General features: G+C 72.9%; 20 protein-coding genes. 7 read left to right on the top strand and 13 right to left on the bottom strand.

Annotation, left to right across the window (positions count from 1 at the left end; genetic code table 11):
* Window positions 1–2: 2 nt before the first annotated feature.
* From OOJ98_RS32455 to OOJ98_RS32445, 3 genes are read right to left on the bottom strand one after another with little or no spacing between them, the layout of a single operon-like run.
* A complete protein-coding gene (locus OOJ98_RS32455; protein ID WP_267058681.1) occupies window positions 3–1,808 on the bottom strand; it encodes an L-aspartate oxidase in 1,806 nt (601 codons plus the stop codon).
* Window positions 1,805–2,827 (bottom strand): pantoate--beta-alanine ligase, encoded by a 1,023-nt coding sequence (panC, locus tag OOJ98_RS32450; protein ID WP_267058680.1) that lies wholly within the window; start codon window positions 2,825–2,827, stop codon window positions 1,805–1,807. Before panC ends, OOJ98_RS32455 begins: the two co-directional genes overlap by 4 nt.
* Window positions 2,824–3,744, bottom strand: a complete 921-nt coding sequence (locus OOJ98_RS32445) for a Rossmann-like and DUF2520 domain-containing protein (protein ID WP_267058679.1) — start codon at window positions 3,742–3,744, stop codon at window positions 2,824–2,826. The genes panC and OOJ98_RS32445 overlap by 4 nt, the downstream gene beginning before the upstream one ends.
* Window positions 3,745–3,875: 131 nt before the next feature.
* Between OOJ98_RS32445 and OOJ98_RS32440 the strand changes: the two genes are divergently transcribed.
* Window positions 3,876–5,090, top strand: a complete 1,215-nt coding sequence (locus OOJ98_RS32440; protein WP_267058678.1) for a low specificity L-threonine aldolase — start codon at window positions 3,876–3,878, stop codon at window positions 5,088–5,090.
* Window positions 5,091–5,133: 43 nt separating this feature from the next.
* On the opposite strand, the gene OOJ98_RS32435 is transcribed toward OOJ98_RS32440, so the two are convergent.
* Window positions 5,134–5,358: a hypothetical protein gene (locus tag OOJ98_RS32435; RefSeq protein WP_267058677.1), complete on the bottom strand. Its 225-nt coding sequence runs from the start codon at window positions 5,356–5,358 to the stop codon at window positions 5,134–5,136.
* Window positions 5,359–5,514: 156 nt separating this feature from the next.
* Between OOJ98_RS32435 and OOJ98_RS32430 the strand changes: the two genes are divergently transcribed.
* The gene (locus OOJ98_RS32430) at window positions 5,515–6,624 is read left to right on the top strand and encodes a DUF5937 family protein (RefSeq protein ID WP_267058747.1); all 1,110 of its coding nucleotides are present in this window, start codon (window positions 5,515–5,517) and stop codon (window positions 6,622–6,624) included.
* Here the strand turns inward: OOJ98_RS32430 and OOJ98_RS32425 are convergent.
* The 3 genes from OOJ98_RS32425 to OOJ98_RS32415 form a co-directional block, all read right to left on the bottom strand.
* Window positions 6,621–7,607: a zinc-binding dehydrogenase gene (locus tag OOJ98_RS32425; protein ID WP_267058676.1), complete on the bottom strand. Its 987-nt coding sequence runs from the start codon at window positions 7,605–7,607 to the stop codon at window positions 6,621–6,623. The genes OOJ98_RS32430 and OOJ98_RS32425 overlap by 4 nt on opposite strands.
* Before the next feature lie 103 nt (window positions 7,608–7,710).
* Entirely contained in the window at window positions 7,711–8,385 is a 675-nt protein-coding gene (locus tag OOJ98_RS32420; RefSeq protein WP_267058675.1) for a response regulator transcription factor, read from the bottom strand.
* Between the two features lie 110 nt (window positions 8,386–8,495).
* On the bottom strand, window positions 8,496–9,704 hold the full coding sequence (locus tag OOJ98_RS32415) for a sensor histidine kinase (protein WP_267058674.1): 1,209 nt from the start codon (window positions 9,702–9,704) through the stop codon (window positions 8,496–8,498).
* A 96-nt stretch (window positions 9,705–9,800) separates the two neighbouring features.
* Here OOJ98_RS32415 and OOJ98_RS32410 point away from each other — a divergent pair, with 96 nt between their 5' ends.
* Both OOJ98_RS32410 and OOJ98_RS32405 read left to right on the top strand, forming a co-directional pair.
* A complete protein-coding gene (locus OOJ98_RS32410; protein ID WP_267058673.1) occupies window positions 9,801–10,775 on the top strand; it encodes an SAM-dependent methyltransferase in 975 nt (324 codons plus the stop codon).
* A gap of 297 nt (window positions 10,776–11,072) precedes the next feature.
* Window positions 11,073–12,215, top strand: coding sequence for an NADH-quinone oxidoreductase subunit D (locus OOJ98_RS32405; protein ID WP_267058672.1), 1,143 nt, complete (start codon window positions 11,073–11,075; stop codon window positions 12,213–12,215).
* A gap of 337 nt (window positions 12,216–12,552) precedes the next feature.
* Here OOJ98_RS32405 and OOJ98_RS32400 read toward each other — a convergent pair whose 3' ends face one another.
* The 4 genes from OOJ98_RS32400 to OOJ98_RS32385 all read right to left on the bottom strand — a co-directional run bounded on the left by OOJ98_RS32400 (window position 12,553) and on the right by OOJ98_RS32385 (window position 16,096).
* Window positions 12,553–13,596, bottom strand: a complete 1,044-nt coding sequence (locus tag OOJ98_RS32400) for a hypothetical protein (protein ID WP_267058671.1) — start codon at window positions 13,594–13,596, stop codon at window positions 12,553–12,555.
* 86 nt (window positions 13,597–13,682) lie between these two features.
* On the bottom strand, window positions 13,683–14,678 hold the full coding sequence (locus OOJ98_RS32395; protein WP_267058670.1) for an ABC transporter substrate-binding protein: 996 nt from the start codon (window positions 14,676–14,678) through the stop codon (window positions 13,683–13,685).
* Window positions 14,679–14,743: 65 nt separating this feature from the next.
* Complete coding sequence (locus OOJ98_RS32390; protein WP_267058669.1) at window positions 14,744–15,412, bottom strand: ABC transporter permease; 669 nt, start codon at window positions 15,410–15,412, stop codon at window positions 14,744–14,746.
* Between the two features lie 3 nt (window positions 15,413–15,415).
* Window positions 15,416–16,096, bottom strand: coding sequence for an ABC transporter permease (locus OOJ98_RS32385; RefSeq protein ID WP_267058668.1), 681 nt, complete (start codon window positions 16,094–16,096; stop codon window positions 15,416–15,418).
* Between the two features lie 147 nt (window positions 16,097–16,243).
* On the opposite strand from OOJ98_RS32385, the gene OOJ98_RS32380 reads away from it, so the two are divergent.
* Window positions 16,244–17,389 (top strand): ABC transporter ATP-binding protein, encoded by a 1,146-nt coding sequence (locus OOJ98_RS32380; protein WP_267058667.1) that lies wholly within the window; start codon window positions 16,244–16,246, stop codon window positions 17,387–17,389.
* On the opposite strand, the gene OOJ98_RS32375 is transcribed toward OOJ98_RS32380, so the two are convergent.
* Window positions 17,376–18,488, bottom strand: coding sequence for an esterase family protein (locus OOJ98_RS32375; protein WP_267058666.1), 1,113 nt, complete (start codon window positions 18,486–18,488; stop codon window positions 17,376–17,378). The two genes, OOJ98_RS32380 and OOJ98_RS32375, sit on opposite strands and share 14 nt — an antisense overlap.
* Before the next feature lie 150 nt (window positions 18,489–18,638).
* Between OOJ98_RS32375 and OOJ98_RS32370 the strand changes: the two genes are divergently transcribed.
* Window positions 18,639–20,480 (top strand): phosphatidylglycerol lysyltransferase domain-containing protein, encoded by a 1,842-nt coding sequence (locus OOJ98_RS32370; RefSeq protein WP_267058665.1) that lies wholly within the window; start codon window positions 18,639–18,641, stop codon window positions 20,478–20,480.
* Between the two features lie 719 nt (window positions 20,481–21,199).
* Here OOJ98_RS32370 and OOJ98_RS32365 read toward each other — a convergent pair.
* Window positions 21,200–22,684, bottom strand: a complete 1,485-nt coding sequence (locus OOJ98_RS32365) for an MFS transporter (protein ID WP_267058664.1) — start codon at window positions 22,682–22,684, stop codon at window positions 21,200–21,202.
* Between the two features lie 140 nt (window positions 22,685–22,824).
* Here OOJ98_RS32365 and OOJ98_RS32360 point away from each other — a divergent pair, with 140 nt between their 5' ends.
* Window positions 22,825–23,280, top strand: coding sequence for a MarR family winged helix-turn-helix transcriptional regulator (locus tag OOJ98_RS32360; protein ID WP_267058663.1), 456 nt, complete (start codon window positions 22,825–22,827; stop codon window positions 23,278–23,280).
* The last annotated feature ends 13 nt before the right edge of the window (window positions 23,281–23,293 follow it).

Below are 23,293 nucleotides of genomic sequence, written 5' to 3'. Positions count from 1 at the left end.
GGTTACGGCTCCAGGGGGGTGGCTGCGACGGTCGGGGGGAAGGTGGCGGTGCCGGTGGGACGGATGTCCAGGGACCGCTCGGGGGTGAGGCGGACGACGAGGTGGCGCTGCCAGGCCGCGTCGTCGCGGTCGGGCCGGTCCTCGCGCCAGTGGCAGCCGCGGGTCTCGGGGCGTGCGGCGGCAGCGGCGACCAGGACGCGGGCGACGAGCAGCAGGTTGGTGGTCTCCCACGCCTCGACGCCGGGCACGGCCGCCTTGCGCTCGTCGGCGCGGATCGCCTCCAGGCGCGCGGCCGCCCCGGCGAGGCTTTCGGCGGACCGCAGCACCCCGGCGCCGCTGGTCATGATCCGCTGGATCTGGATGCGGGCGGCGGGGTCGAGCAGCGGCACGGGCCCTTCGGGCGCCGCGTCGAGGTCGACAGCCGTGTCCTGTACGGGAGTCGGGGCGCCCACGACCGGTCGGCCCACGCCCTGCGCCACGGTGGCCGCCACGGTGGCCGCCGCGGTGTCCGTCGCGACGTTCTCCTCGACGTTCTCGGCGATGTCCGCCGCGATGTTCTCCGCGAAGACCAGGCCTTCGAGCAGGGAGTTGGAGGCGAGCCGGTTGGCGCCGTGCACACCGGTGCAGGCGACCTCGCCGCACGCGTACAGGCCGGGCACCGTGGTGCGGCCGCGCAGGTCGGTGCGGATGCCGCCGGACGCGTAGTGCGCGGCGGGGGCGACCGGGATCGGCTCCGTCACCGGGTCGATGGCGTGCGAGCGGCAGGCGGCCAGGATGGTGGGGAAGCGGTGCTCCCACATCTCGGCGCCGAAGTGCCGGGCGTCCAGGTACATGTGCTCGGCGCCCTGGGCCTGCATCCGGCGGGTGATGGCCTTGGCGACGATGTCGCGCGGGGCGAGCTCCGCCAGTTCGTGCTGCCCCAGCATGAAGCGGGTGCCCGCCGCGTCCACGAGGTGGGCGCCCTCGCCGCGTACCGCCTCCGAGACCAGCGGCTGCTGGCCCTCGGAGTCCGCACCGAGGAAGAGGACCGTGGGGTGGAACTGGACGAACTCGACGTCGGAGATCTCGGCGCCGGCGCGCAGCGCGAGCGCCACGCCGTCGCCGGTGGAGACCGACGGGTTCGTCGTCGCCGAGAACACCTGGCCCATGCCGCCGGTGGCGAGCACCACCGCGGGCGCCCGGACCGCGCCGACGCCGTCGTGCTGGCCCTCGCCCATGACGTGCAGGGTGATGCCCGCGGTACGGCCGTCCGCGTCCTTGAGGAGGTCGAGGACGAGCGCGTTCTCGATGGTGCGCACCGCCCGGGTGCGGACCGCCTCGACGAGGGCGCGGGAGATCTCCGCGCCCGTCGCGTCGCCGCCCGCGTGCGCGATGCGGCGGCGGTGGTGGCCGCCCTCGCGGGTCAGCGAGATGGTGCCGGACGCGTCGGTGTCGAAGTGGGCGCCGGTGTCGATCAGACGCCGTACGGCGCCGGGGCCCTCGGTGACCAGGAGACGTACCGCGTCCTCGTCGCACAGGCCGGCGCCGGCCACCAGGGTGTCGTCCAGGTGCTGCTCGGGGGTGTCGCCCTCGCCGAGCGCGGCCGCGATGCCGCCCTGCGCCCAGCGCGTGGAGCCGTCGTCCAGGCGGGCCTTGGTGACGACGACGGTGGCGAGGCCGGCCGCGGTGCAGCGCAGGGCGGCGGTGAGGCCGGCGACGCCGGAGCCGACGACCACGACGTCCGCGTCGATGGCCCAGCCCGGTGCGGGTGCGTCCAGGCGTATGCCGGTGTCGGGCACCGCGGTGCCTGCCGTGCCGGTGGTTGTCATTCCGGTGCTCCGAACGTGAGCGGGATGTTGTCGATGAGGCGCGTGGTGCCGACGCGGGCGGCGATCGCGAGGACCGCCTCACCGCCGAACCCCTCGGGTGCCTCGCGGAAGGTCGCCGGGTCGACCAGCGCCACGTAGTCGGCCACGACCGGGGGTTCGGCCTTGGCCGCCTCGTCGAGCACGCCCTGGGCGACGGCCTTGATCGAGGCGGGGGACGGCGCGGCGGCGGCGACCGCGTGGGCGTCGGCCGCGGCGCGGGCCTCGCCGATCGCGGTGAGCGCGCCGGCCCGGCCGGGGGCCGCTCCCCCGGCCGCGGCGCGCGCGTGCAGGGCGTGCTCGGCGGCGAGCCGGTCGCGGGCCGCGAACAGGGCGCGGGAGAGCGCGAGGGCCGCGGTGCGCTCGGCCGGCGCGAGGTAGCGGTTGCGGCTGGACAGGGCGAGCCCGTCCTCCTCGCGGACCGTCGGCACGCCGACGATCTCCACGGGGAAGTTCAGATCGCGCACCATGCGCCGGATCAGCGCCAGTTGCTGCGCGTCCTTCTGTCCGTACAGGGCGACGTCGGGCGCGGTCAGGTGGAGCAGCTTGGCGACGACGGTGAGCATGCCGTCGAAGTGGCCGGGGCGCGCGGAGCCTTCGAGGAGCTCGCCCATGGGGCCCGCGGTGACGCGCACCTGGGGCTCGCCGCCGGGGTAGACCTCATCGGTGGCGGGCGCGAACACCGCGTCGGCGCCCTCCCGTTCGGCGATGGCGCGGTCCGCGTCGAGGGTGCGCGGGTAGCGGTCGAGGTCCTCGCCGGCGCCGAACTGCAACGGGTTGACGAAGACGGTGACCACGACCTGCCCCGCCGGGCCGGCCAGCCGCCGCGCGGTGCGGATCAGGGTGGCGTGGCCCTCGTGCAGGGCGCCCATGGTCATCACGACGGCGCGCCGGCCCCGCCGGTCGAGCGCGGCGAGCTCCGCGGCCGTACGCACCAGGGCGGTGGCGCCCTTCGGGGTTACCGGGACGGCCGGTGTGCTCATCGGGACTCTCCTTCGGCGAGCACCCCGAGCAGGTCCTGGGCGAGCTCCGGCTTCAGCAGTCCGTGGGCGAGCGCCCGGTCGGCGGTCGTACGGGCCATCGCGAGGTAGCCGGCGACGGTGCCCGGCGCGTGCTTGCGCAACTCGGCGACGTGCGCGGCGACCGTGCCGGCGTCGCCGCGCGCCACCGGGCCGGTCAGCGCCGCGTCGCCGGAGCGCAGGGCGTTGTCGAGGGCCGCGCCGAGCAGCGGGCCGAGCATGCGGTCGGGGGCGGCGACGCCGGCCTGGCTCAGCAGCTCCATCGACTGGGCGACCAGGGTGACCAGGTGGTTCGCGCCGAGCGCGAGCGCCGCGTGGTAGAGCGGGCGGGCCGCCTCCTCGATCCACTCGGGCTCGCCGCCCATCTCGATGACGAGCGCCTCCGCGGCCAGCCGCAGCTCCTCGGGCGCGGTCACGCCGAACGAGCAGCCCGCGAGGCGCTGCACGTCCACGGCGGTGCCGGTGAACGTCATCGCCGGGTGCAGGGCGAGCGGCAGCGCGCCGGCCCGCCGCGCGGGGTCGAGGACGGCCGTGCCGTACCGCCCCGAGGTGTGCACCAGGAGCTGGCCCGGCCGGATCGCGCCGGTCTCCGCGAGCCCCTCGACCAGGCCCGGCAGGGCGTCGTCGGGGACGGTCAGCAGCACCAGGTCGGCGCGCTCCAGGACCTGGGCGGGCGGGACCAGCGGCACATCGGGCAGGAGCGCCGCGGCCCGGCGCACCGACGCGTCGGAGACGCCGGAGACCGCGACGGGGCGGTGGCCCGCGAGCTGGAGCGCGGCGGCGAGCGCGGGCCCGACCCGGCCCGCGCCGACGACGCCCACGGCGAGGCGGGCGGGGCGGTCCGCCGGGGTGTCGTAGTGGTGCTCTGATGGTGCGTTCACGCGGTGGGGCCTTCCGTTCCAGTCCGCGAGGGGTACCGGACGCCAAACCAAAATCAAACGGCCCCGTCATGCTACGCCCCGGGCACGGAAACCCCTTGGGTTGTCCACAGGCTGTGGGCGATCATCTCGCCATGACAGACACCGAGAGCGGCCCCGCGAGCCCGTCCGTCCCGACCCCCTCGGACGGGGCCGCGGAACAGGGCCCGGAACGGACCCCGGAGCAGGCCCGGCAGCACCGTATCGCCGTCTTCCGCGGCGCCGGGCGCAGGCTGGCCGACCAGTCGGTCGACCACACCCTGGGGGAGCGCCTCGCCGCCCTCGCCGCGGCCGCCGGCGACGTCCACGACCTGGACACGACCACCGACGTCTACGGCGACGGCGTGGTCGCCGAGCTGGAGCGCCGCACCGCCGAGGTGCTCGGCTTCCCGGCCGCCGCGTTCTTCCCGAGCGGCACCATGGCCCAGCAGGTCGCGCTGCGCTGCTGGGCGGCCCGGACCGGGAACCCCACGGTGGCCCTGCATCCGCTCGCGCACCCCGAGGTCCATGAACGCGGCGCGTTCCACCAGCTCAGCGGGCTCCGCACGGTCCATCCCACCGAGCAGCCGAGGCTGCCGGACGCGGCGGAGGTACGCGATTTCGAGGAGCCCTTCGGCACCCTGATGCTGGAGCTCCCGCTGCGCGACGCGGGCTACGCCCTGCCGACCTGGGACGAGCTGGTGGCCGTGGTGGACGCCGCCCGCGAACGGGACGCGGTGGTGCACTTCGACGGGGCGAGGCTGTGGGAGACCAGCGCCCACTTCGGCCGCCCCCTGGCGGAGATCGCGGGTCTCGCGGACAGCGTGTACGTGTCGTTCTACAAGTCGCTTGGCGGGCTCTCGGGCGCCGTCCTGGTGGGCCCCGAGTCGCTGATCGACGAGGCCCGCACCTGGCGTCACCGCTACGGCGGCCAGGTCTTCCAGCAGTTCCCCGCCGCCCTCGCCGGCCTCGTCGGCCTGGACCGGGTGCTGCCCGAACTGCCGTCGTACGTGGCCCACGCCAAGACGGTGGCCCGCGCGCTGGCGGACGGCCTCACCCGGGCCGGTGTGGCGTGGTTCCGGATCAACCCCGAGGAGCCGCACACCCACGAGTTCCAGGTGTGGCTGCCGTACGACGCCGAGGTGCTCTCCGCGGCCGCGCTCCGGCAGGCCGAGGAGACCGGGGTGTGCCTGTTCCGCCGCTGGTTCCCGAACCCGCCGGGGCCGGCCGGGCTGGCGTACACGGAGGTCACGGTCGCCGGACCGGGCCTCGCGTGGAGCGCCGACGACGTACGGGCCGCGGTGGCCGACTTCGTCCGCAGACTGCCGTAGTCCGACGGGGGCGGCGCTCCCCGGCGACGCGCCGGTGCCCGGCTCAGTGGCAGGCCGGCGGGTGGTGGTGCCGGGGGGCGATCAGATGGGCCAGGGCCGCCCGCAGCCGGCCGGTGGCGAGCCGGCCGTCGAGGACCGCCTCGAAGCGGCGGTAGTCCCGCAGGTCTCTCAGGACCGCCACGTCGTGGGTGCCGGGGAGCGGCGGCGCGGGCGTGCCGAGCCGGGCCGCACGGTAGTTGTCGATCATGTGCTGCTGCATCGCGTCCATGTCTCCACGGTGAGCCCGTGCGGGCCCCGCGTCGCGTCGATTGACGAGCGCCGTCAAACGGGGGCCGGCGGCCTCGGCCGGGGCGCCGTCGATTGACCGGGCGCGTCAATCGGCGGCGGCTCTGTCAGTGGGCCGGTGCACCATGGGGCCATGAGCGTGACCATCGACATCACGGGCCTGGCGCCCGAACGCATCGGCTTCGCGATCTCGCCGCTGGCCGAGCTGGGTCTCGCCCTGCACGCGCTCTCCGAGCCGGGCCACCACCCCGGCCTGCACGGCTGGGCGACCGCCACGGCGGCCGCCCTCAAACCCGACCTCGCGGACCGGCTGCACGAGGCGGAGTTCCTGTGGCGGCACACCTTCTCCGATGTGTTCATGCCGTTCGCGGGCATCCCGGGGCGGGCCGGTGCGACGGGCTCGACGCTCGCCGAGGACCTCGACCTGCTCGATCTGCTCCCCGACGAGCGGTTCGCCTCCGCCGCCCTGGAGATCACCTGCAATCTGTACGGGGTGAAGACGCCGTCCCCGCTGCACGATCCGGCGATGCGGGCGCGCGCGCTGGAGCTGGCGGCCAACCGGGGCCCCCGTCAAGTGGACTTCACGCGGCGCCTGTTGGAGGACCCCGGTTCCGTACGGGCCTGGCTGCGGCGCCTCCTGGAAGACTGCGACCAGGCGTTCTTCGCGGACACCTGGCAGCGGGTCCGGGTCCAACTGGCCGCCGACGCACGGCACAAGGCGGAGCTGCTGCGCCGCAAGGGGCTCACCGAGGCCGTCCACGCCGTGTCGGCCGCCCTCAGCCTGGACGAGGGCGGGACGCGGATCAGCGCGGACAAGCTGTCGGTGGGCCACACCACCGCGACCGACCCCGAGCCCGGCGCGGGGCTCACCTTCGTGCCCACCTCGTTCGGCTGGCCGCATCTGATGGTGCTGCACGCGCCGGGCTGGCGGCCGGTGATCCACTATCCGGTGCACGGGCCCGAACTGCCGTCGCCCGCCTCGGTGGAGCTGCTCAAGCTGCGGATGGAGGCGCTCGCCCACCCGATGCGGATGCGCCTGTGCCGCAACCTGGCCCGCTCCCCGTACACGACGGGCGAACTCGCCGAGCAGCACGGCATATCGGCGCCGGAGGTCTCCCGCCATCTGGCCGTCCTGAAGCGGGCGGGCCTGCTCACCACCCGGCGCCGCGGCCGCTACGTGCTGCACCAGCTGGACCTGACGGTGGTGGCCCGCCTGGGCAGCGACTTCCTGGAGGGCGTGCTGCGCTAGCGCCGCGGCCGGGCCACCCGCAGGAGCAGCTTGCCCGTCGAGGTGCGGCTCTCCATCAACCGGTGGGCGGACGCGGCCTCTTCGAGGGCGAACTCGGCGGTGACGGGAAGCTCGACCGTCCCGCTGGTGGCGAGGGCCAGCGCGCGGTCCGCGATCGCCCTCAGGGCATCCGGGTCGTCGGCCGCGAGGCCCAGGACGGAGAAGCCCGAGACGGAACTCCCCCGCGGGTACAGCTCGCCCTGCCCGACCCGCCAGGCCTCCTCGCCGCTCGCGTTGCCGTACGAGACGAGCCGGCCGAACAGGGCGAGCGAGGCGAGGCCCCGGCGCAGGGTCTCGCCGCCGACGGGGTCGAGCACCAGGTCCACGCCACGACCGCCGGTGGCGCGCAGCACGTCCGCGTCGAAGGTGCCGGTCAGGAAGGCGTCGTCGTAGCCGTGGGCGCGGGCGTACTCCGCCTTGGCCTCGCTGGAGACCACGCCGTAGACCGCGCCGGCCCCGGCGAGCCGGGCGAGCTGACCGGCCACGGTGCCGACGCCGCCCGCGGCGCCCTGCACCAGGACGCTCTCGCCCGGTTGCAGCCGGCCCACCTCGTGGATCAGGGCGTGCGCGGTGGGCAGCACGGTGGGCAGGGTCGCGGCGGTGCGGGGGCTCATGCCGGCGGGCAGCGGGAAGACGGTGGCGGCCGGGGCGACGGCCACCTCCGCGTAGGCGCCGCCCTCGGTCATCGCGGCGACCTCCTGGCCGACCGCGATCCCCGTCACGCCGTCGCCGACGGCCCGGACGCGTCCGGAGAGTTCGAGACCGGGCACGAAGGGGAGCGCGGCGACCCGGTATCCCACCGAACGCGCCTTGAGGTCGGCGAAGTTGACGCCGGTGTACGCGATGTCGATGCTCACCTCGCCCGGACCGGGCAGCGGCACCTCCGCCTCCACCAGCCGGAGCACCTCGGGCCCGCCGAACTCGTCGAACCTGATCGCGCGCATGACGCCACTTCCCCGCACATCGACCGCACCGGAGTTCCCGACGGTCCGATAGTACGACGGTCGTCGTACTATCGCCACCGGGTGGCGGCCCCCCGACGCGGGCTCACCCGGCGCCGCCGCCCGCGCGGACCAGCCCGGTCTCGTACGCGAGGACGACGACCTGGACGCGGTCGCGGAGCCCCACCTTGGTCAGGATGCGGCCCACGTGCGTCTTGACCGTGGCCTCCGACAGAACGAGCCGCGCGGCGATCTCTCCGTTGGAGAGCCCCTGCGCGACGAGGAGCATGACCTCGCGCTCGCGCTCGGTCAGCTTCTCCAGCCGCTTGTGCTCCGGCTCCTTGCCCGCGCTGGGCAGCAGCGGGGCGAACCGGTCGAGCAGACGCCGGGTGGTCGACGGCGCGACCACCGCGTCCCCGCTGTGCACCGAGCGGATCGCGGCGAGCAGTTCGGCCGGCGGCACGTCCTTGAGCATGAAGCCGCTGGCGCCCGCCTTCAGGCCGGAGAAGGCGTACTCGTCGAGGTCGAACGTGGTCAGGATCAGCACCTTCGGCGGGTTCGCCGCCTCGCAGATGCGCCGGGTGGCCTCCACCCCGTCGAGGCGCGGCATGCGCACGTCCATCAGGACCACGTCGACGGCGGTCGCCCGCAGGATGTCGATCGCCTCCGCGCCGTCGCCCGCCTCCGCGACGACCTCCATGTCCGGCTGGGCGGCGAGCACCATCCGGAACCCGGTGCGCAGCAGCACCTGGTCGTCGACGAGCATCACGCGGATCGTCATCGTTTCCTCTCCATCACACCGAACGGCCGGCAGCCGGCGGCCGAATAGTCGAAACAGTCGAACAAGAGGTCCGGCGCGCACGCGCCGGGCCCCGCGCACGGGAGCCGGCGTCAGTGGGCCGGCTTCAGCGGCAGCAGGGCGCTGATGCGGAAGCCGCCGCCGGGGCGGGGGCCCGCGTCCAGGGTGCCGCCGACCATGCCGATCCGCTCGCGCATCCCGATCAGACCATGACCCCGGCCGTCCGCGCCGCCGTCCTCGTACATCTCGTGGGCCGCGCCCCGGCCGTCGTCCTCGACGAGCAGGCCCAGCCCGTCGTCGAAGTAGACGAGGCGCACGCTGGCGCCGGCGTCGGGGCCGCCGTGCTTGCGGGTGTTGGTGAGGGCCTCCTGCACGATGCGGTACGCCGTCAGCTCCACGCCGCTGGGCAGCGGGCGCGGGGTGCCCTCGATCTTGAAGTCGACGGTGAGGCCCGCCTTCCTGACGGTCTCGACGAGCTCCTCGATCTGCTCGACGTCCGGCTGCGGCACGTACTCCCCCGCCTCCTGGTGCTCGCCCGTACGCAGGACACCGAGCAGCCGGCGCATCTCGGCGAGCGCCTGGCGCCCGGTCGTCGAGATCGTCTCCAGGGCGGTCCTCGCCTGCTCCGGCGAGGCGTCCATCACATACGCCGCGCCGTCGGCCTGCACGACCATCACCGACACGTTGTGCGCCACCACGTCGTGGAGCTCGCGGGCGATCCGGGCCCGCTCGGCGGCGACCGCCACCTTCGCCTGCGCCTCCCGCTCCCGCTCCAGGCGCGAGGCCCGCTCCTCCAGCTGCGCGAAGTACGCCTTGCGGGTGCGCATCGAGTCGCCGAGCACCCAGGCGAGCACGAAGGGGACGGTCATGATGACGACGAAGAACACCTTCTCCGCCGGGCTGTTCGCGCCTCCGGTCTGCAGCCAGCGCACATGGGCGAGGGGCGCCGCGCACAGGCTGCCGACGAGCGCGACCCGCGAGGCCCAGCGCTGCCCCGCCGAGGCCACCGTGTAGACGGCGACCAGCATCGCGAAGTCCTGGACCTGCGGCGCCACGTTCACCACGAGCTGGATCAGGCCCACCACGATGACCAGCAGCAGCATCCGCTCCGGGACGCGGCGGCGCAGCGCCACGGCGACGGCCATGCCGAGCGCCACCAGGACCTGGACGGGCCAGCCCGCCTGCTTCGGATCGTCCGCCAGCGCCGTGATCTGCAGGCAGGAGAAACCGAACAGGATGACGGCCCAGAAGGTGTCGACCCCGGTCGGGTGTCTGCGGATGAAGTCGTAGAGGCGCTGCACGTAACCCAGCGTAGGGAAGCCGGACAGGTGTAGGGGTCAACCGCCGGGGCGATCCTGTGCCCGGCGGCGTACTCCGCAAGGTGGAGACTTGACCCCGTGACGGATGAGACGTGTCAGTACTCCGCCCGGAGCTCCGGGCCCCTCGGGTGGCGGGCAGCCACCGAGCGGGCGCTCTACGGCGACGGCGGGTTCTATCTGCGGCCCGAGGGACCCGCCGGGCACTTCCGTACGTCGGTGCACGCCTCGCCGCTCTTCGCGGGCGCCGTCGCCCGCCTCCTCACGGAGGTCGCGGCCGGGCTCGGCCCCGGCCCCGTCGACCTCGTCGACGTCGGCGCGGGGCGCGGGGAGCTGCTCACCGGGGTGCTGGCCGCGCTGCCGCCCGGCTTCCCCGTCCGTGCGTACGCCGTCGAGCGCGCGGCCCGCCCCGCCGGCCTCCCCGAGCGGATCGAGTGGCGCCCCGACGTGCCCCGGGGCGTCCGTGGCCTGCTCTTCGCCAACGAATGGCTCGACAACGTGCCGGTGGACGTGGCCGAGACCGACGAGGACGGTGTGGCCAGGCTCGTTCTCGTACGTCCCGACGGTACGGAGGTGCTCGGCGAGCCGGTGTCGGGCGCGGACGCCGCGTGGCTGGAGCGCTGGTGGCCGCTGAGCGAGCCGGGCACGCGGGCCGAGATCGGGTGGCCGCGGGACGCGGCCTGGGCGGGGGCGGTGGGCGCGCTCGACGCGGGCCTGGCGGTGGCCGTCGACTACGCGCACACGCGGGAGGCGCGGCCGCCGTTCGGGACGCTGAGCGGGTTCCGGGGCGGGCGGGAGGTCGCGCCCGTGCCGGACGGGTCGTGCGACATCACGGCCCATGTCGCGCTCGACGCGTGCGGGCTGCCGGGGGCGGAGCTGCGGACCCAGCGGGACGCCCTGGGCCGCCTCGGCGTCTCGGGCGGGCGGCCCCCGCTGGCCCTCGCGACGACGGACCCGGCGGCGTACGTCAGGGCGCTGGCGTCCGCGGGCGAGGCGGCGGAGCTGACCTCGCGCTCGGGCCTCGGCACGTTCACCTGGCTGACCCAACCCGTCTGACCCCCGCTCCCTGGGGCTCCGCCCCAGGCCCCGTTCGCGCCTGAAGGGCGCTCGTCCTCAAACGCCGGACAGGCTGAGGTGGCCGATGCTGGCCACCCTGCCAAAGTGCGACTCCGCCAGGGGCGCGGACGTCGGGTGCCCTACAGGGGCGCGGGGAACTGCGCGGGTGAGCCGGCACGGTCCGCGGACGAAAGCGGGGTTGATAGGGGCGCGGGGAACTGCGCGGACGGCCGCGTGCGGGCCGGGTGCCGAAGGCCGGGGGGTGGGGGCTGGGGCCACCAGGGGATACTGGCCAGCATGACGGAGACGACGGTCGGCATCGGCGGCGGAGCGGAAAGCACCGACATGGTGCTCAACATCGGCCCCCAGCACCCCTCCACCCACGGAGTGCTACGCCTCAAGCTCGTGCTCGACGGCGAACGCATCCAGCAGGCCGACCCGGTCATCGGCTACATGCACCGTGGCGCGGAGAAGCTCTTCGAGGCCCGCGACTACCGCCAGATCGTGATGCTGGCCAACCGCCACGACTGGCTCTCCGCGTTCTCCAACGAGCTGGGCGTCGTCATGGCCGTCGAGCGGATGCTCGGCATGGAGGTCCCCGAGCGGGCCGTCTGGACCCGCACCCTGCTCGCCGAGCTGAACCGCGTCCTCAACCACCTGATGTTCCTCGGCTCGTACCCGCTGGAGCTCGGCGGCATCACCCCCGTCTTCCACGCCTTCCGCGAGCGCGAGGAGCTCCAGGCCGTGATGGAGGAGGTCTCCGGCGGCCGCATGCACTACATGTTCAACCGGGTCGGCGGCCTCAAGGAGGACCTGCCGCTCGGCTGGCTCGGCCGGGTCCGGCACGCCATCGCGTCGGTGCGTTCGCGGATGGACGTGTACGACCGGCTCGTGCTCGGCAACGAGATCTTCCGCGCCCGCACCAGGAACGTCGGCGTGCTGTCCGCCGACGCCGTCCACGCGTACGGCGTCAGCGGGCCCATCGCCCGCGCCTCCGGCGTCGACTTCGACCTGCGGCGCGACGAGCCGTACCTCGCGTACGGCGAGCTCCAGGACACCCTGAAGGTCGTCACCCGTACCGAGGGCGACTGCCTCGCCCGGTTCGAGTGCCTCCTGGAGCAGACCCACAACGCGCTCGACCTCGCCGACGCCTGCCTCGACCGGATGGCCGGCCTCGCGCCCGGCCCGATCAACCAGCGGCTGCCCAAGGTCCTCAAGGCGCCCGAGGGGCAGACGTACGCCTGGACCGAGAACCCGCTCGGTATCAACGGCTACTACCTCGTCAGCAAGGGCGAGAAGACCCCGTACCGGCTGAAGCTGCGTTCGGCCTCGTACAACAACATCCAGGCCCTCGCCGTGCTGCTGCCGGGGACGCTCGTCGCCGACATGGTCGCGATCCTGGGGTCGCTGTTCTTCGTCGTCGGAGACATCGACAAGTAGCCGGCCCCGCCCGGAGGGGAGCGCACCCGTCGCGGGGGCGGTCACCGGGGGCGGCCGTGGCGCGCGGAACCGCCCGCGTCGCCGTGGTCTGCTCCCGTGCCCCCTGGTAAGTCGGCGGGGCCCCGAACACCATGGTTCCCGCGGGCCCGCTCGGGGGGAGGGAGCCCGCCCGGATGCCGGTCGCTCCGCGCATCCGGACTCTGCGTCCGGTACCGACACCCGCCCCGATGCGGCGGCCTCGGTACCGGACGCAGATCCCGCCCGGTACCGCGTTCCGCCCCCGTGACCACAGGACCTACGGGATCGCGGCTTCGGAACCGCGGTTACGAGATCGCGGCTACGAGATCGCGGTGCGCAGCTCGACCAGGTCCAGCTGTTCGGTCTCGTCGTGCGCGGTCAGGTCGATGACCTCGCCGACGACCTTCTCCGGGCCCTGCTGCGCCCGGTCCGCCAGGACTTCCTCGCCCACCACGTCGGCCAGGTCCTCGTCCTGCACGGCCTCGATCGCGGCCTCCGCCGTCCGGCGGGCCTCCGGGGAGGCGTCCGTGGGGGCGCCCGCGCCTCCCGTGCCGAAGAAGTCGAAGCTGCCTTCGGGGCGGACCGCGCGGCGGGCGAGGTAGGGCACCACGGCCGAGGCCACCGGGGCGGGTGCCGCCGGGAGTTCGGCCTGGCGGGGCTTGGCGGGGAGGGCGGCCGACGGGCGGGTGTGCTCCCCGCTGCCGAGGGCCGCCGCGGGCTTCCCCTGCGGCTCCTCCGCCTCTCGGGCACCGGCCCCGGCCCGTGCCGCGCCGGTCCCGGACTCCGCCTCGGCCCGCGCCTTCGCCTGGCGTTCGGCGCTGAGCGAGAGACATTCGAGGGCGCGGGCGGCCGCGAGGTAGGACGCCGGTGTGGGCGTACTGCCCGACCGCAGCAGTGCCTTGGGCCCGCTCGCTTCGAGGGCGAGCCGGCGGCGGCCCTCCAGGGCGCTGGCCCGCTCGGTCTCGGCGTTGGCGTAGCGCCGCAGCAGCGCCGCGTGCTCGCCGCGCAGCCCGGCCAGCTCCTTGCGTTTGGCGCGCAGCTTGGCGTCGAGGCGGCCGCGCAGCTCGCGCGACTCCTCCAACTCGGTCTCCAGCTCGGCGATCCGCTCCTCGGTGCGCCACTGGTCGGCCGCGCGCGAGCGGGTCAGCTCGGCGACGCGGCGGCCCGCGGCCCGGTCCCAGGAGCGCATGAGCACCGAGCCGGTGACGCAGGCCGCAGCGGCCGCGGCGGCCAGCGCCCGCAGCGCGGCGGGCTGGTCGAAGAGCCAGGCGCCACCGGCGCAGATGACCGAGACGCCGGCGACGGCCGACGGCTGGAGGAGCCGGTGCAGCGGAGGGGAATGACGGTGGCGTCCACGTGGCATGGCCTGAAATTTACCGTGCGTAGACCTCATATGGACCCTCGCCCGCCAATCTGTTCCCCTGTAGTTACTCCGATCGCCAAATTCGGCTACTTCTTGATCAGTCCCTTCGACTGGAGATACGCCTTCGCGACATCGGCCGGCTTGGCCCGCTCGGCGTCGACCTTGCGGTTGAGACCGACCAGATCGTCGGTCGTCAGGGCCTTGGTCAGCTTGCCGAGCGCGTCGGCTATCGCGGGCGCGCCCGCGTCCTTCGCATTGACGACCGGCAGCACGTTGTCCGCGTTCTGCAGCTTCTTGTCGTCCTGGAGCAGGACCAGTCCGTAGGTGTCCAGGGTCGCGTCGGTCGTGGTGGTCAGGACCAGTTGGTCCACACCGTCCTTGACGGCCTGCTTGGCGCCGGGGGTGCCGACGCCCTTGGGGTCGATGCCGGTGACATCGATCCCGTACTTCGACGTCAGACCCGGCGCGCAGAATGGCCGGATCTTGCACTCGTCACCGGCGGCGATCTTCACCTTCTGCTTGGAAGCGCCCAGGTCCGAAAGGGACTTGAGGTTGTTCTTGGCGGCGAATTCCTTGGTCACCGCGAACGCGTTCTGGTCGACCGCCCCGCCGGCCGGCAGAACCTTCAGGCCGCGCGGCCCGGCGAGCTTGGTCAGTTCGCCGAGGGTGGCGGTGACATCGCTGGAGGCCAGCGGCTTGTCCTTCGCCTTGTCGCCGTTGACCTTGGCATTGAGGAATTCGGTGAGCGTGGCCGCGTATTCGGGAACGACGTCGATCTCACCCTTCTCCAGGGCGGGTTCGTACAGTTCCCGGTTCTTCACGGTGGTCACCGACGTCGAGTACCCGGCGTCCGAGAGGACCTGGGCGTACAGCTCCGCCAGGACCGCCGACTCGGTGAAGCCGGCCGCGCCGATCACCAGCGAGCCCTTCTTGCCGCCGTCCGTACTGCTCGACCCACCGGACGTGCTCGAACTACTCTTGTCCTTGCTCTTCTCCAGGCTGTCGCCGCCGCACGCGGCCAGCGTGCCGGCCAGCGCCAGCGTGCCCAGGACCGCACCGGTCGTACGCAGGATCTTGCTCATGGAAGTTCACCAATCCGGAAGGCATCAAGGGGACTTAACAGGGGACGGCAGACGGCGGAACAGGGTCACGAACGCTTGCGCAGCGGGCTGAAGAGACGGTCGACCGCCACCAGAGCACCCTCCACGAGCAGGGCCAGCGCCGCCACGAGGATCGCGCCCGCCACCACCTGCGGGGTGTCGTACACCGCGAACCCCTCCGTGACGATGCGGCCGAGCCCGCCGAGCCCGGCCATCGCGGCGATCGTCGCCGTGGCGATGATCTGCACCGCCGCCGAGCGCAGCCCGGTCATGATCAGCGGGTAGGCCAGCGGCAGCTCGACCTGGAGGAAGAGCTGGCGCCCCGACATCCCCATGCCGCGCGCCGCCTCCACCGCCGCCCCGTCCACCTCGCGCATGCCGACGTAGGCGTTGGTCAGGAGCGGCGGCACCGCGAAGAGCACCAGGGCGATCACGGTGGGCAGATAGCCCGCGTTGCGCAGCGGCGTCACCATGAACAGGGCGAGCACCGCGAAGACGGGTATCGCCCGGCCGACGTTGGAGATGTTGACGGCGAGCGCCCCGCCCTTGCCGATGTGGCCGAGCCAGAGCGCGAGGGGCAGCGCGACCAGGCAGGACACGACGAGGGCGAGCGCGCTGACGTACACATGCTCGCCGAGCCGGTGCCAGGCCCCCTCCTCCCCCGACCAGTTGGCGCCCGTGGTCAGCCACGTCCAGGCCTGTGTGAAGACTCCCATCGCTCAGACCGCCTTCGCCGTACGGATCCGGGTCCACGGGGTGAGCAGCCGCTGGACGCCGAGGAGCAGCAGGTCGGCGGCGATCGCGAGCACCACGCACAGCACGGACGCGGTGAGGATCTGCGCCTTGAAGAAGGTGGGCAGGCCCTGCTCGATCAGGTTGCCGAGGCCGCCGTGGTCGACGAGGGAGCCGATCGTGGTCAGCGCGACCGTGGCGACCGTGGCGATCCGGAGGCCGGCCATCAGGGCGGGCAGCGCGAGCGGCAGCTCGACCTCGAAGAGCAGGCGTGTCCGCCCGTATCCCATGCCGCGGGCCGCCTCCAGGGCGTCGGACGGCACCGATTCGAGCCCGGCCAGGATGTTGCGCACGAGGATCGTCAGCGAGTACAGCACCAGGCCCGTGATCACCAGGCCGGCCGAGAGACCGAACACCGGGAGCAGCAGGGCGAACATGGCGAGCGAGGGCACCGTGTAGAGCACGGTGGTGAAGCCGAGGACGGTGGCCGCGACGCCCTTGCGCCCCCGGGCGAGCAGCGCGAGGGGGAAGGCGACGAGCAGGCCGATGAGCACCGAGACCGCGGTGATCCAGATGTGCTGGACCGTCGCGTCGGTCAGCTCCTGGCTGCGGGAGCTGACGTACTCCCAGCAGATCCAGTCGTTCGCCGCCAGACAGCTCTGCGCCACGCCCCCACCTCCCTCGCACCTCCCCAAGGTGCCCCGAACGTACGTACCAAACCCTATCCCCGGCCACTGACAATCGCCGTGGGCCTTTGCAGTACAGCAACATGGGATTCACACAAGCGCGCACGCCAGCCTTCACAATGGGGACCCATGATCCGGTTCGAGCACGTCACCAAGCGGTACGCCGACGGCACCATCGCCGTGGACGATCTCTCCTTCGAGGTGGCCGAGGGTGAACTGGTCACCCTGGTCGGCCCGTCGGGGTGCGGCAAGACCACCACCATGAAGATGGTCAACCGCCTCATCGAGCCGACCGGCGGGCGGATATACGTGGACGGCGAGGACATAGCCACCGTCGACCCGGTCCAGCTGCGGCGCCGCATCGGCTATGTGATCCAGCAGGTCGGGCTCTTCCCGCACAAGACGGTCCTGGAGAACACCGCGACCGTGCCGCACCTGCTCGGCGTGAAGAAGGCGAAGGCGCACGAGCGCGCCGCCGAGCTGCTCGACCTCGTGGGGCTCGACCCGAAGACGTACGGCTCGCGCTACCCGGAGCAGCTCTCCGGCGGTCAGCGCCAACGGGTCGGCGTGGCAAGGGCGTTGGCGGCCGATCCGCCCGTGCTGCTGATGGACGAGCCGTTCGGAGCGGTCGACCCGGTGGTGCGCGAGCGGCTCCAGAACGAGTTCCTCAAGCTCCAGTCGCAGGTGCGCAAGACCGTCCTGTTCGTCACCCACGACATCGAGGAGGCGGTCCGCCTCGGCGACCGCATCGCCGTCTACGGGCAGGGCTCCATCGAGCAGTTCGACGCCCCCGCCGCGGTGCTCGGCGCCCCCGCCACCGACTACGTGGCGGACTTCGTCGGCGCGGACCGCGGCCTCAAGCGCCTCTCGGTGACGCCCATCGAGGAGAGCGACCTCGACCAGCCGCCCGTGGTCCACCTCGACGACCCGCTGCCGGCCGACATCGCGCGCTGGGCCGTCGTCCTGGACGGCGAGGACAACCTGCACGGCTGGATCTCCGGCGAGCAGGCCCGGCTCGGCACGGGCACGGTCCGCGAGCACGCCCGGCGGATGGAGGCCTGGCTGCCGGTCGGCGCCTCCCTCAAGCAGGCCTTCGCCACGATGCTCCAGCACGACGCGGGCTGGATCGCGGTGATCGACCGCGAGGAGCGCGGCCGCTTCCTCGGCGTGCTGACGCCCGCCCGGCTGCACGAGGCGCTGCGCCGCTCCATCGACGCGGACGCCCACGCGGTGCCGCGCACCGAGGTGACGGTCGACTCGGTCAGTTCGCGCTGAGCCGCCCGCTGATCCACTCCAGGGTCGGCGGGATCTCGCGCCGCCAGGTGTTGAAGTTGTGCCCGCCGCTGTCGAGCGTGATGGACGAGACGCGGCCGGGCGCCTTCACCTTCTTGATGAACGCCTGGGTCGGCTTGTAGTTGTCCTCGCCGGACAGGGAGCTGGTCACCAGGAAGGACGACGTGCCCGTCGGCAGGTGGTCCAGGCTCCACAGCAGGTTGGCCCGGTTCTGCTGGTGCTTGTCGCCGTGGAAGAGGTCGCCGGTCGTCGGGTCGTCGGCCGCCTTGTAGTACGCGGAGAGGCCGGCGCTCGCGGCGAACTGCTCGGGGTGGTGCATGCCGATCTTCAGGGCGCAGTAGCCGCCGGTCGAATTGCCGATGAAGCCCCAGTTCCGGGCCTTGGTGCCGACGCGGTACGTCGCGGAGATCGCCTTCGGCACGTCCTTCGCGAAGAACGTCTCGGTCTGCGGGCCGCGCGGTATGTCGACGCACTCCGTGTCGCGCTGGCCGGCCACCGTGGGGCGCATCATGACCAGGATCATCGGCTGCATCTTCTTCTGCTTGGCCTGCGCCCAGGCCGTCTTCGGGTAGCGCAGCCCCTTGAGCAGGTTCTCGGCGGTGCCCGGGTAGCCGGTCAGCACGATCGCGGCGGGGAACGTCGTTTTCTCGTACGCCTTCTGGAAGTACTCCGGCGGGAGATAGACGTACGCCGGGCTCGTTATCCCCGACTTTTCACCGGCCAGCATGATCTTCTGGATCTCGCCCCCCACCTGGGGCTTTCCCGCGCCGGGGGTGTCCGGCTTCTGCTTGGCGACGACCTGGACGTCCTTGCCGCCCGCCGAATGGTCGACGACCTTGCCGACGCCCTGTTCCTGGCCGAACAGGTCGGCCCACGATCCGTAGAAGAGGAACGAGTTGTTGGCGGCGAGCCCCACGGACGCGAAGATCGCCAGCTGGGTCGCGAGCAGCAGCCCGATCCGGCCCGTCACGGCCTTCCAGCTGCGACGCGCCAGGCGCGGCCACAACCAGATGGTGACCGCGAACAGCACCACCGCCAGGAACACGGCGAGTGCCAGGACCTTGTTGCTCGTGAGACCCATGAGTCGATGAAACTTTCTGGCTGAGATTTTCCTGAGAGCGAGGGAACCCACCCCCCGCAAGTCCCGTCCTAGAGGGCGCAAATTGTCCGGCTGGACGGTGCGGACGCCGTCCCCCGGCCAACTGAATCTCTCGCGGAGTCACGGGAAGCGATGTCTGTCAGGATAGATGGGGACAAAAACGGATCGGTTCCGACTCGTGTACGAAAGGTCCTCCGCGGGCCGCGCCCCGAGTCGGTTCCCAAGCTGGTCGGTACGGCCTGCACGATCGTGGGCCTCCTGGACGTCGCGGCCGGAGTCTTCGATCGCGTCCGGCACAGTCGGTTCCACAGCGTCAGCGAAGTGCTGCCGGGCACCTTCGGCCCCTTCGCGGCGGCCGTGGCGCTCTGCGCCGGCATCCTGCTGCTGCTCCTCGCGCACGGCCTGAAGCGCCGCAAGCGGCGAGCCTGGCGGGCCGCCGTGGTGCTGCTGCCGATCGGGGCGGTGGCCCAGTTCTGGTACCGGCACTCCGTGGTCGGGGTGCTGATCTCATTGGTACTTCTCACGCTGCTCGTCCGCCACCGGAGCGAGTTCACCGCCCTGCCCGACCCGCGCAGCCGCTGGAAGGCGGTGGCGAACTTCTTCCTGATGGGAGCGGGCTCGCTGGGCCTGGGCCTGGTCATCGTGAGCGTCCACCCCAACCGCACGGTCGGCAACCCGAGCATCGTGGACCGCATCCAGCACGTGATGTTCGGCCTGTTCGGCGTGGAGGGCCCGGTCGAGTACCAGGGCAAGACCAGCTGGACCGTCGGGTACTCGCTCGGCGCGCTCGGTCTGCTCACCGCGATCACCACGATCTACCTGGCCTTCCGCCCCGAGCACCCGGCGGCCCGGCTCACCGAGGACGACGAGCACAAGCTGCGCGAGCTGCTCGCCAGGCACGGCGCCCGCGACTCGCTCGGCCACTTCGCGCTCCGCCGCGACAAGGCCGTCGTCTTCTCGCCCAGCGGCAAGGCGGCCGTCACCTACCGCGTGGTCTCCGGTGTGATGCTCGCCTCGGGCGACCCGATCGGCGACGTCGAGGCGTGGCCCGGCGCCATCGAGCGCTTCATGGACGAGGCCAAGGCCCACTCCTGGACCCCGGCGGTGGTCGGCTGCTCCGAGACCGGCGGCGAGGTCTGGACCCGCGAGACCGGGCTCGACGCGCTGGAGCTGGGTGACGAGGCGGTGGTGGACGTCGCGGATTTCTCCCTCGCCGGACGCGCCATGCGGAACGTACGCCAGATGGTCAAGCGCATCGAGCGCAATGGCTACGAAACCCGCGTGCGGCGCGTTCGTGACCTCTCCGACGGGGAGCTGGAGCGCATCCGGCGGGCCGCCGAGGACTGGCGCGGCACCGACACCGAGCGCGGCTTCTCGATGGCGCTGGGCCGCATCGGCGACCCGAACGACGGGGACTGCGTGATCGCGACGGCCCACAAGGCCGACGACGAGGGCGCCGCCCCCACCCCCTACGGCGACCTGAAGGCGATCCTGCACTTCGTGCCGTGGGGCAAGGACGGCATGTCCCTGGAGATGATGCGCCGCGACCGTGCGGCGGACCCCGGCATGAACGAGCTGCTGATCGTGGCCTCGCTGCAGGCCTGCGAGAAGATCGGCGTACGCCAGGTCTCGCTGAACTTCGCGATGTTCCGCTCGGCGCTGGCGCGCGGCGAGAAGATCGGCGCGGGGCCGGTGCTGCGGATGTGGCGCGGCCTGCTCGTCTTCCTCTCCCGCTGGTTCCAGATCGAATCCCTCTACAAATTCAACGCGAAGTTCCAGCCGCGCTGGGAGCCGCGCTTCATGGTGTACCGGGCCCATGCGGACCTCCCTCGCATCGGCTTCGCCGTGATGCAGGCGGAGGGCTTCGTGAACCTGGGGCTTCCGGGCCCCCTGGCCCGCCTCACGCGGGCGGCCCGCCGCGACCGCGTCTGCGCGCACGTCCCCCCGAAGGAACAGGGAATCCACGCGGCGTAGCCCCACCGCCCTGACCCCGGCCCCGCCCTCGACGGGCGGGGCCGGGGTTTCGCGCACCCGGGCCCGTGGGGGCCACCTCAGCCCGTCCGGCTGTACGGCCCCGGCCCATGCGGGCCACCTCAGCCCGTCCGGCTGTACGGCCCCGGCCCGTGGGGCCACCCCAGCCCGTCCGGCTGTACGGCCCCGGCCCGTGGGGCCACCCCAGCCCGTCCGGCTGTTCGGCTCCGGCCCTTGGGGGCCACCTCAGCCCGTCCGGCGATTGAGGACGAGCGCCTTTCGGGCGCGAACGGGGTCTGGGGCAGAGCCCCAGCAACCCCGCCTTCGCCTGCGGACCGTGCCCGCGTCCCGCGCAGTTCCCCGCGCCCCTAGGTGGGTCAACCTTGGCAGCACGACATCCCGAGCACCCCGCCCTGCTGCTCGACCCCGGCCCATGCGGGCCACCCCAGCCCGTCCGGCGATTGAGGACGAGCGCCCTTAAGGCGCGACACGGGGTCTGGGGCGGAGCCCCAGGCAACCCCGCCTTCGTCTGCGGACCGTGCCCGCGTCTCGCGCAGTTCCCCGCGCCCCTAGGTGGGTCAACCTGGGCAGCACGGCATCCCGAGCACCCCGCCCGGCTGCGCGACCCCGGCCCATGCGGGCCACCTCAGCCTGTCCGGCGATTGAGGACGAGCGCCCTTCAGGCGCGAACGGGGTCTGGGGCGGAGCCCCGGCAAGCCCGCTCAGGCCCGCTCCAGCTCCGGCTCCGCCGGGGACGCGTCCCGCGTCGGGGCGGGCGCGGAGAGGCGCCGCGCGGCCCTGTCGGACGACAGCCCGACCAGCGCCACCCCGATCACCAGCACGAACGCCACCCCCGCCAGCGCGAACGACAGCGTGAACTGGCTCTCCGCCGGCAGCGGCGGCACCCCCGCAGGCAACCCGGCGATCACCTTCGACGCGAGCAGCGACGTGATCACCGCACTGGCGATCGCGGAACCGACCGACCGCGAGATCGAGTTGATCCCGTTGGCGATCCCCGTCTGGTGGTGCGGCACGCTCGCCACGATGAGCGCCGGCATCGCCGCGTACCCGAAGCTGATCGCGGCACCGATGAGCATGCCCGCGAGGATGACGGACGACGTCGAGTCGTGCGCCCCGGTCAGCCAGGCGAAGCCGAGCACACCGAAGGCCGCACCCGCCGCGAGCGTGAAGCGCGCCCCGATCCGCCCCACGAGCTGCCCGCCGAGCGGCGCGGCGATCAGCGAGACGAGGGTGGTGGGCAGCAGGTACTCGACGGAGGCGCGGAGCACGGACGCCGTGAAGCCGTACCCCGTGAGGCGGTCCGGCATCTGCACCAGGTACGAGACGCCGATGAACTGGGAGAACATCGCGAAGCCGAGGAGCAGCCCGGCCAGGTTGGTGAAGAGCACCGGCCGGTGCGCGAACATCCGCATGTCGACCATGGGCTCGGCGACCTTGCGCTCGACCAGGACCCAGACCCCGGCCATGACGACCGCGCCGACGAAGAGCCCGATCGTACGGCCGGAGGACCAGCCCCACTCGTGGCCCTGCGAGATGGGCAGCAGGAGCATCACGAGGAAGGCGGCGAGCGTGGCCGCGCCGAGCCAGTCGGTGCGTCCGCCCGTCTTCGTACGGGAGGCGGGCACGACCAGGATCACGGCGATGAGGGCGACGACCGCGAGGATCACGGCGAGCCAGAACACCCGGTGGTAGTCGGGGTGCGCGCCCTGCGTGAGCAGGCCGGCGCCGACCAGGGCGAGGCCGCTGCCGAACGCGAGCGTGCCGCTGACCAGCGCCATCGCGCCGTGCAGCTTCTGCGGCGGAATCTCCTCGCGCAGCACGGAAAGGGCCAGCGGGAAGATCGCGGTGGCCGCGCCCTGGAGCACTCGGCCGACGATCAGCAGCACCAGCGAGCTGGTGGTGGCGGCGAGCACCGAGCCCGCGACCATGACCACGAGCACACCGATGAGCGTCGGCTTCTTGCCGTGCATGTCGCCGAAGCGGCCGAGCAGCGGGGTGAAGACGGCCGCGGAGAGCAGGGTCGCGGTGGTGACCCAGCTGACGCCGGACGTGGTGGTGCCGAGGTCGCTCTGGATCGTCCCGAGGATCGGCACGACCAGGGTCTGCATCATCGAGACGACCATGGCGGCGAGGCCGAGGACCAGGACGAGCCCGGTTCCGCCGCTGGGGCGTTGGTTAGTGGTCACTTTTTCTTCCGTACGGCAGGAGCAGGCACGCGCGGTGCCTGAGCAGAGGAAAGCTTGATTACCTCAAGCAACTTAATGAAGGTAAACATCAAAGGTTGAGGTAGTCAAGTTTCGCTCGAACCGCGGGTACAGTGGACGGCATGCCCGGAACCCGCCCCACCGCCGTCAGCAACCTCACGCTCATGGACGCCATCTGGGACGCCCTGGCCGGCTTCTACGGCGACTTCACGTCGGCCGCCGCCGACGAGGGCCTCACCTCCAGCCAGGCCAAGACCCTGACCGTGCTGCGCCGCGGCCCCGCCTCCATGCGCTCGCTCGCCACCACGCTGCACTGCGACGCGTCGAATGTGACGGGGATCATCGACCGCCTCGAAGCGCGCGCCCTGGTGCGCCGCGAGCCCAGCCCCACCGACCGCCGCGTCAAGAACGTCGTCCTCACCGACCAGGGGATGCGCACGGTGGAGACGGTGCGCACGGGCATGCTCGCCACCCACACCGCACTCGACGGGCTCCCCGACGCCGACCGCGTCGCCCTGCGCGACCTCCTGGAGCGCCTCTTCCCCGCCCCCGGCCATGGTCCGGTCACCCCCGCCTGACGCCTACGCTTGA

It is taken from the genome of Streptomyces sp. NBC_00083, from assembly GCF_026343295.1.
Classification (GTDB): Bacteria; Actinomycetota; Actinomycetes; order Streptomycetales; family Streptomycetaceae; genus Streptomyces.
The sequence above is the reverse complement of the archived record's forward strand: the minus strand, read 5'-3'. Positions and strand labels throughout refer to the sequence as shown.

Coding starts and splice junctions, on each gene's coding strand:
- OOJ98_RS32420 (WP_267058675.1), bottom strand. CDS start 8,385: ATGACGATCCGCGTGATGCTCGTCGACGACCAGGTGCTGCTGCGCACC.
- OOJ98_RS32360 (WP_267058663.1), top strand. CDS start 22,825: ATGCCCGGAACCCGCCCCACCGCCGTCAGCAACCTCACGCTCATGGAC.
- OOJ98_RS32435 (WP_267058677.1), bottom strand. CDS start 5,358: ATGGACGCGATGCAGCAGCACATGATCGACAACTACCGTGCGGCCCGG.
- OOJ98_RS32400 (WP_267058671.1), bottom strand. CDS start 13,596: ATGCCACGTGGACGCCACCGTCATTCCCCTCCGCTGCACCGGCTCCTC.
- OOJ98_RS32370 (WP_267058665.1), top strand. CDS start 18,639: ATGTCTGTCAGGATAGATGGGGACAAAAACGGATCGGTTCCGACTCGT.
- OOJ98_RS32390 (WP_267058669.1), bottom strand. CDS start 15,412: ATGGGAGTCTTCACACAGGCCTGGACGTGGCTGACCACGGGCGCCAAC.
- OOJ98_RS32440 (WP_267058678.1), top strand. CDS start 3,876: ATGACAGACACCGAGAGCGGCCCCGCGAGCCCGTCCGTCCCGACCCCC.
- OOJ98_RS32395 (WP_267058670.1), bottom strand. CDS start 14,678: ATGAGCAAGATCCTGCGTACGACCGGTGCGGTCCTGGGCACGCTGGCG.
- OOJ98_RS32425 (WP_267058676.1), bottom strand. CDS start 7,607: ATGCGCGCGATCAGGTTCGACGAGTTCGGCGGGCCCGAGGTGCTCCGG.
- OOJ98_RS32455 (WP_267058681.1), bottom strand. CDS start 1,808: ATGACAACCACCGGCACGGCAGGCACCGCGGTGCCCGACACCGGCATA.
- OOJ98_RS32375 (WP_267058666.1), bottom strand. CDS start 18,488: ATGGGTCTCACGAGCAACAAGGTCCTGGCACTCGCCGTGTTCCTGGCG.
- panC (WP_267058680.1), bottom strand. CDS start 2,827: ATGAGCACACCGGCCGTCCCGGTAACCCCGAAGGGCGCCACCGCCCTG.
- OOJ98_RS32380 (WP_267058667.1), top strand. CDS start 16,244: ATGATCCGGTTCGAGCACGTCACCAAGCGGTACGCCGACGGCACCATC.
- OOJ98_RS32405 (WP_267058672.1), top strand. CDS start 11,073: ATGACGGAGACGACGGTCGGCATCGGCGGCGGAGCGGAAAGCACCGAC.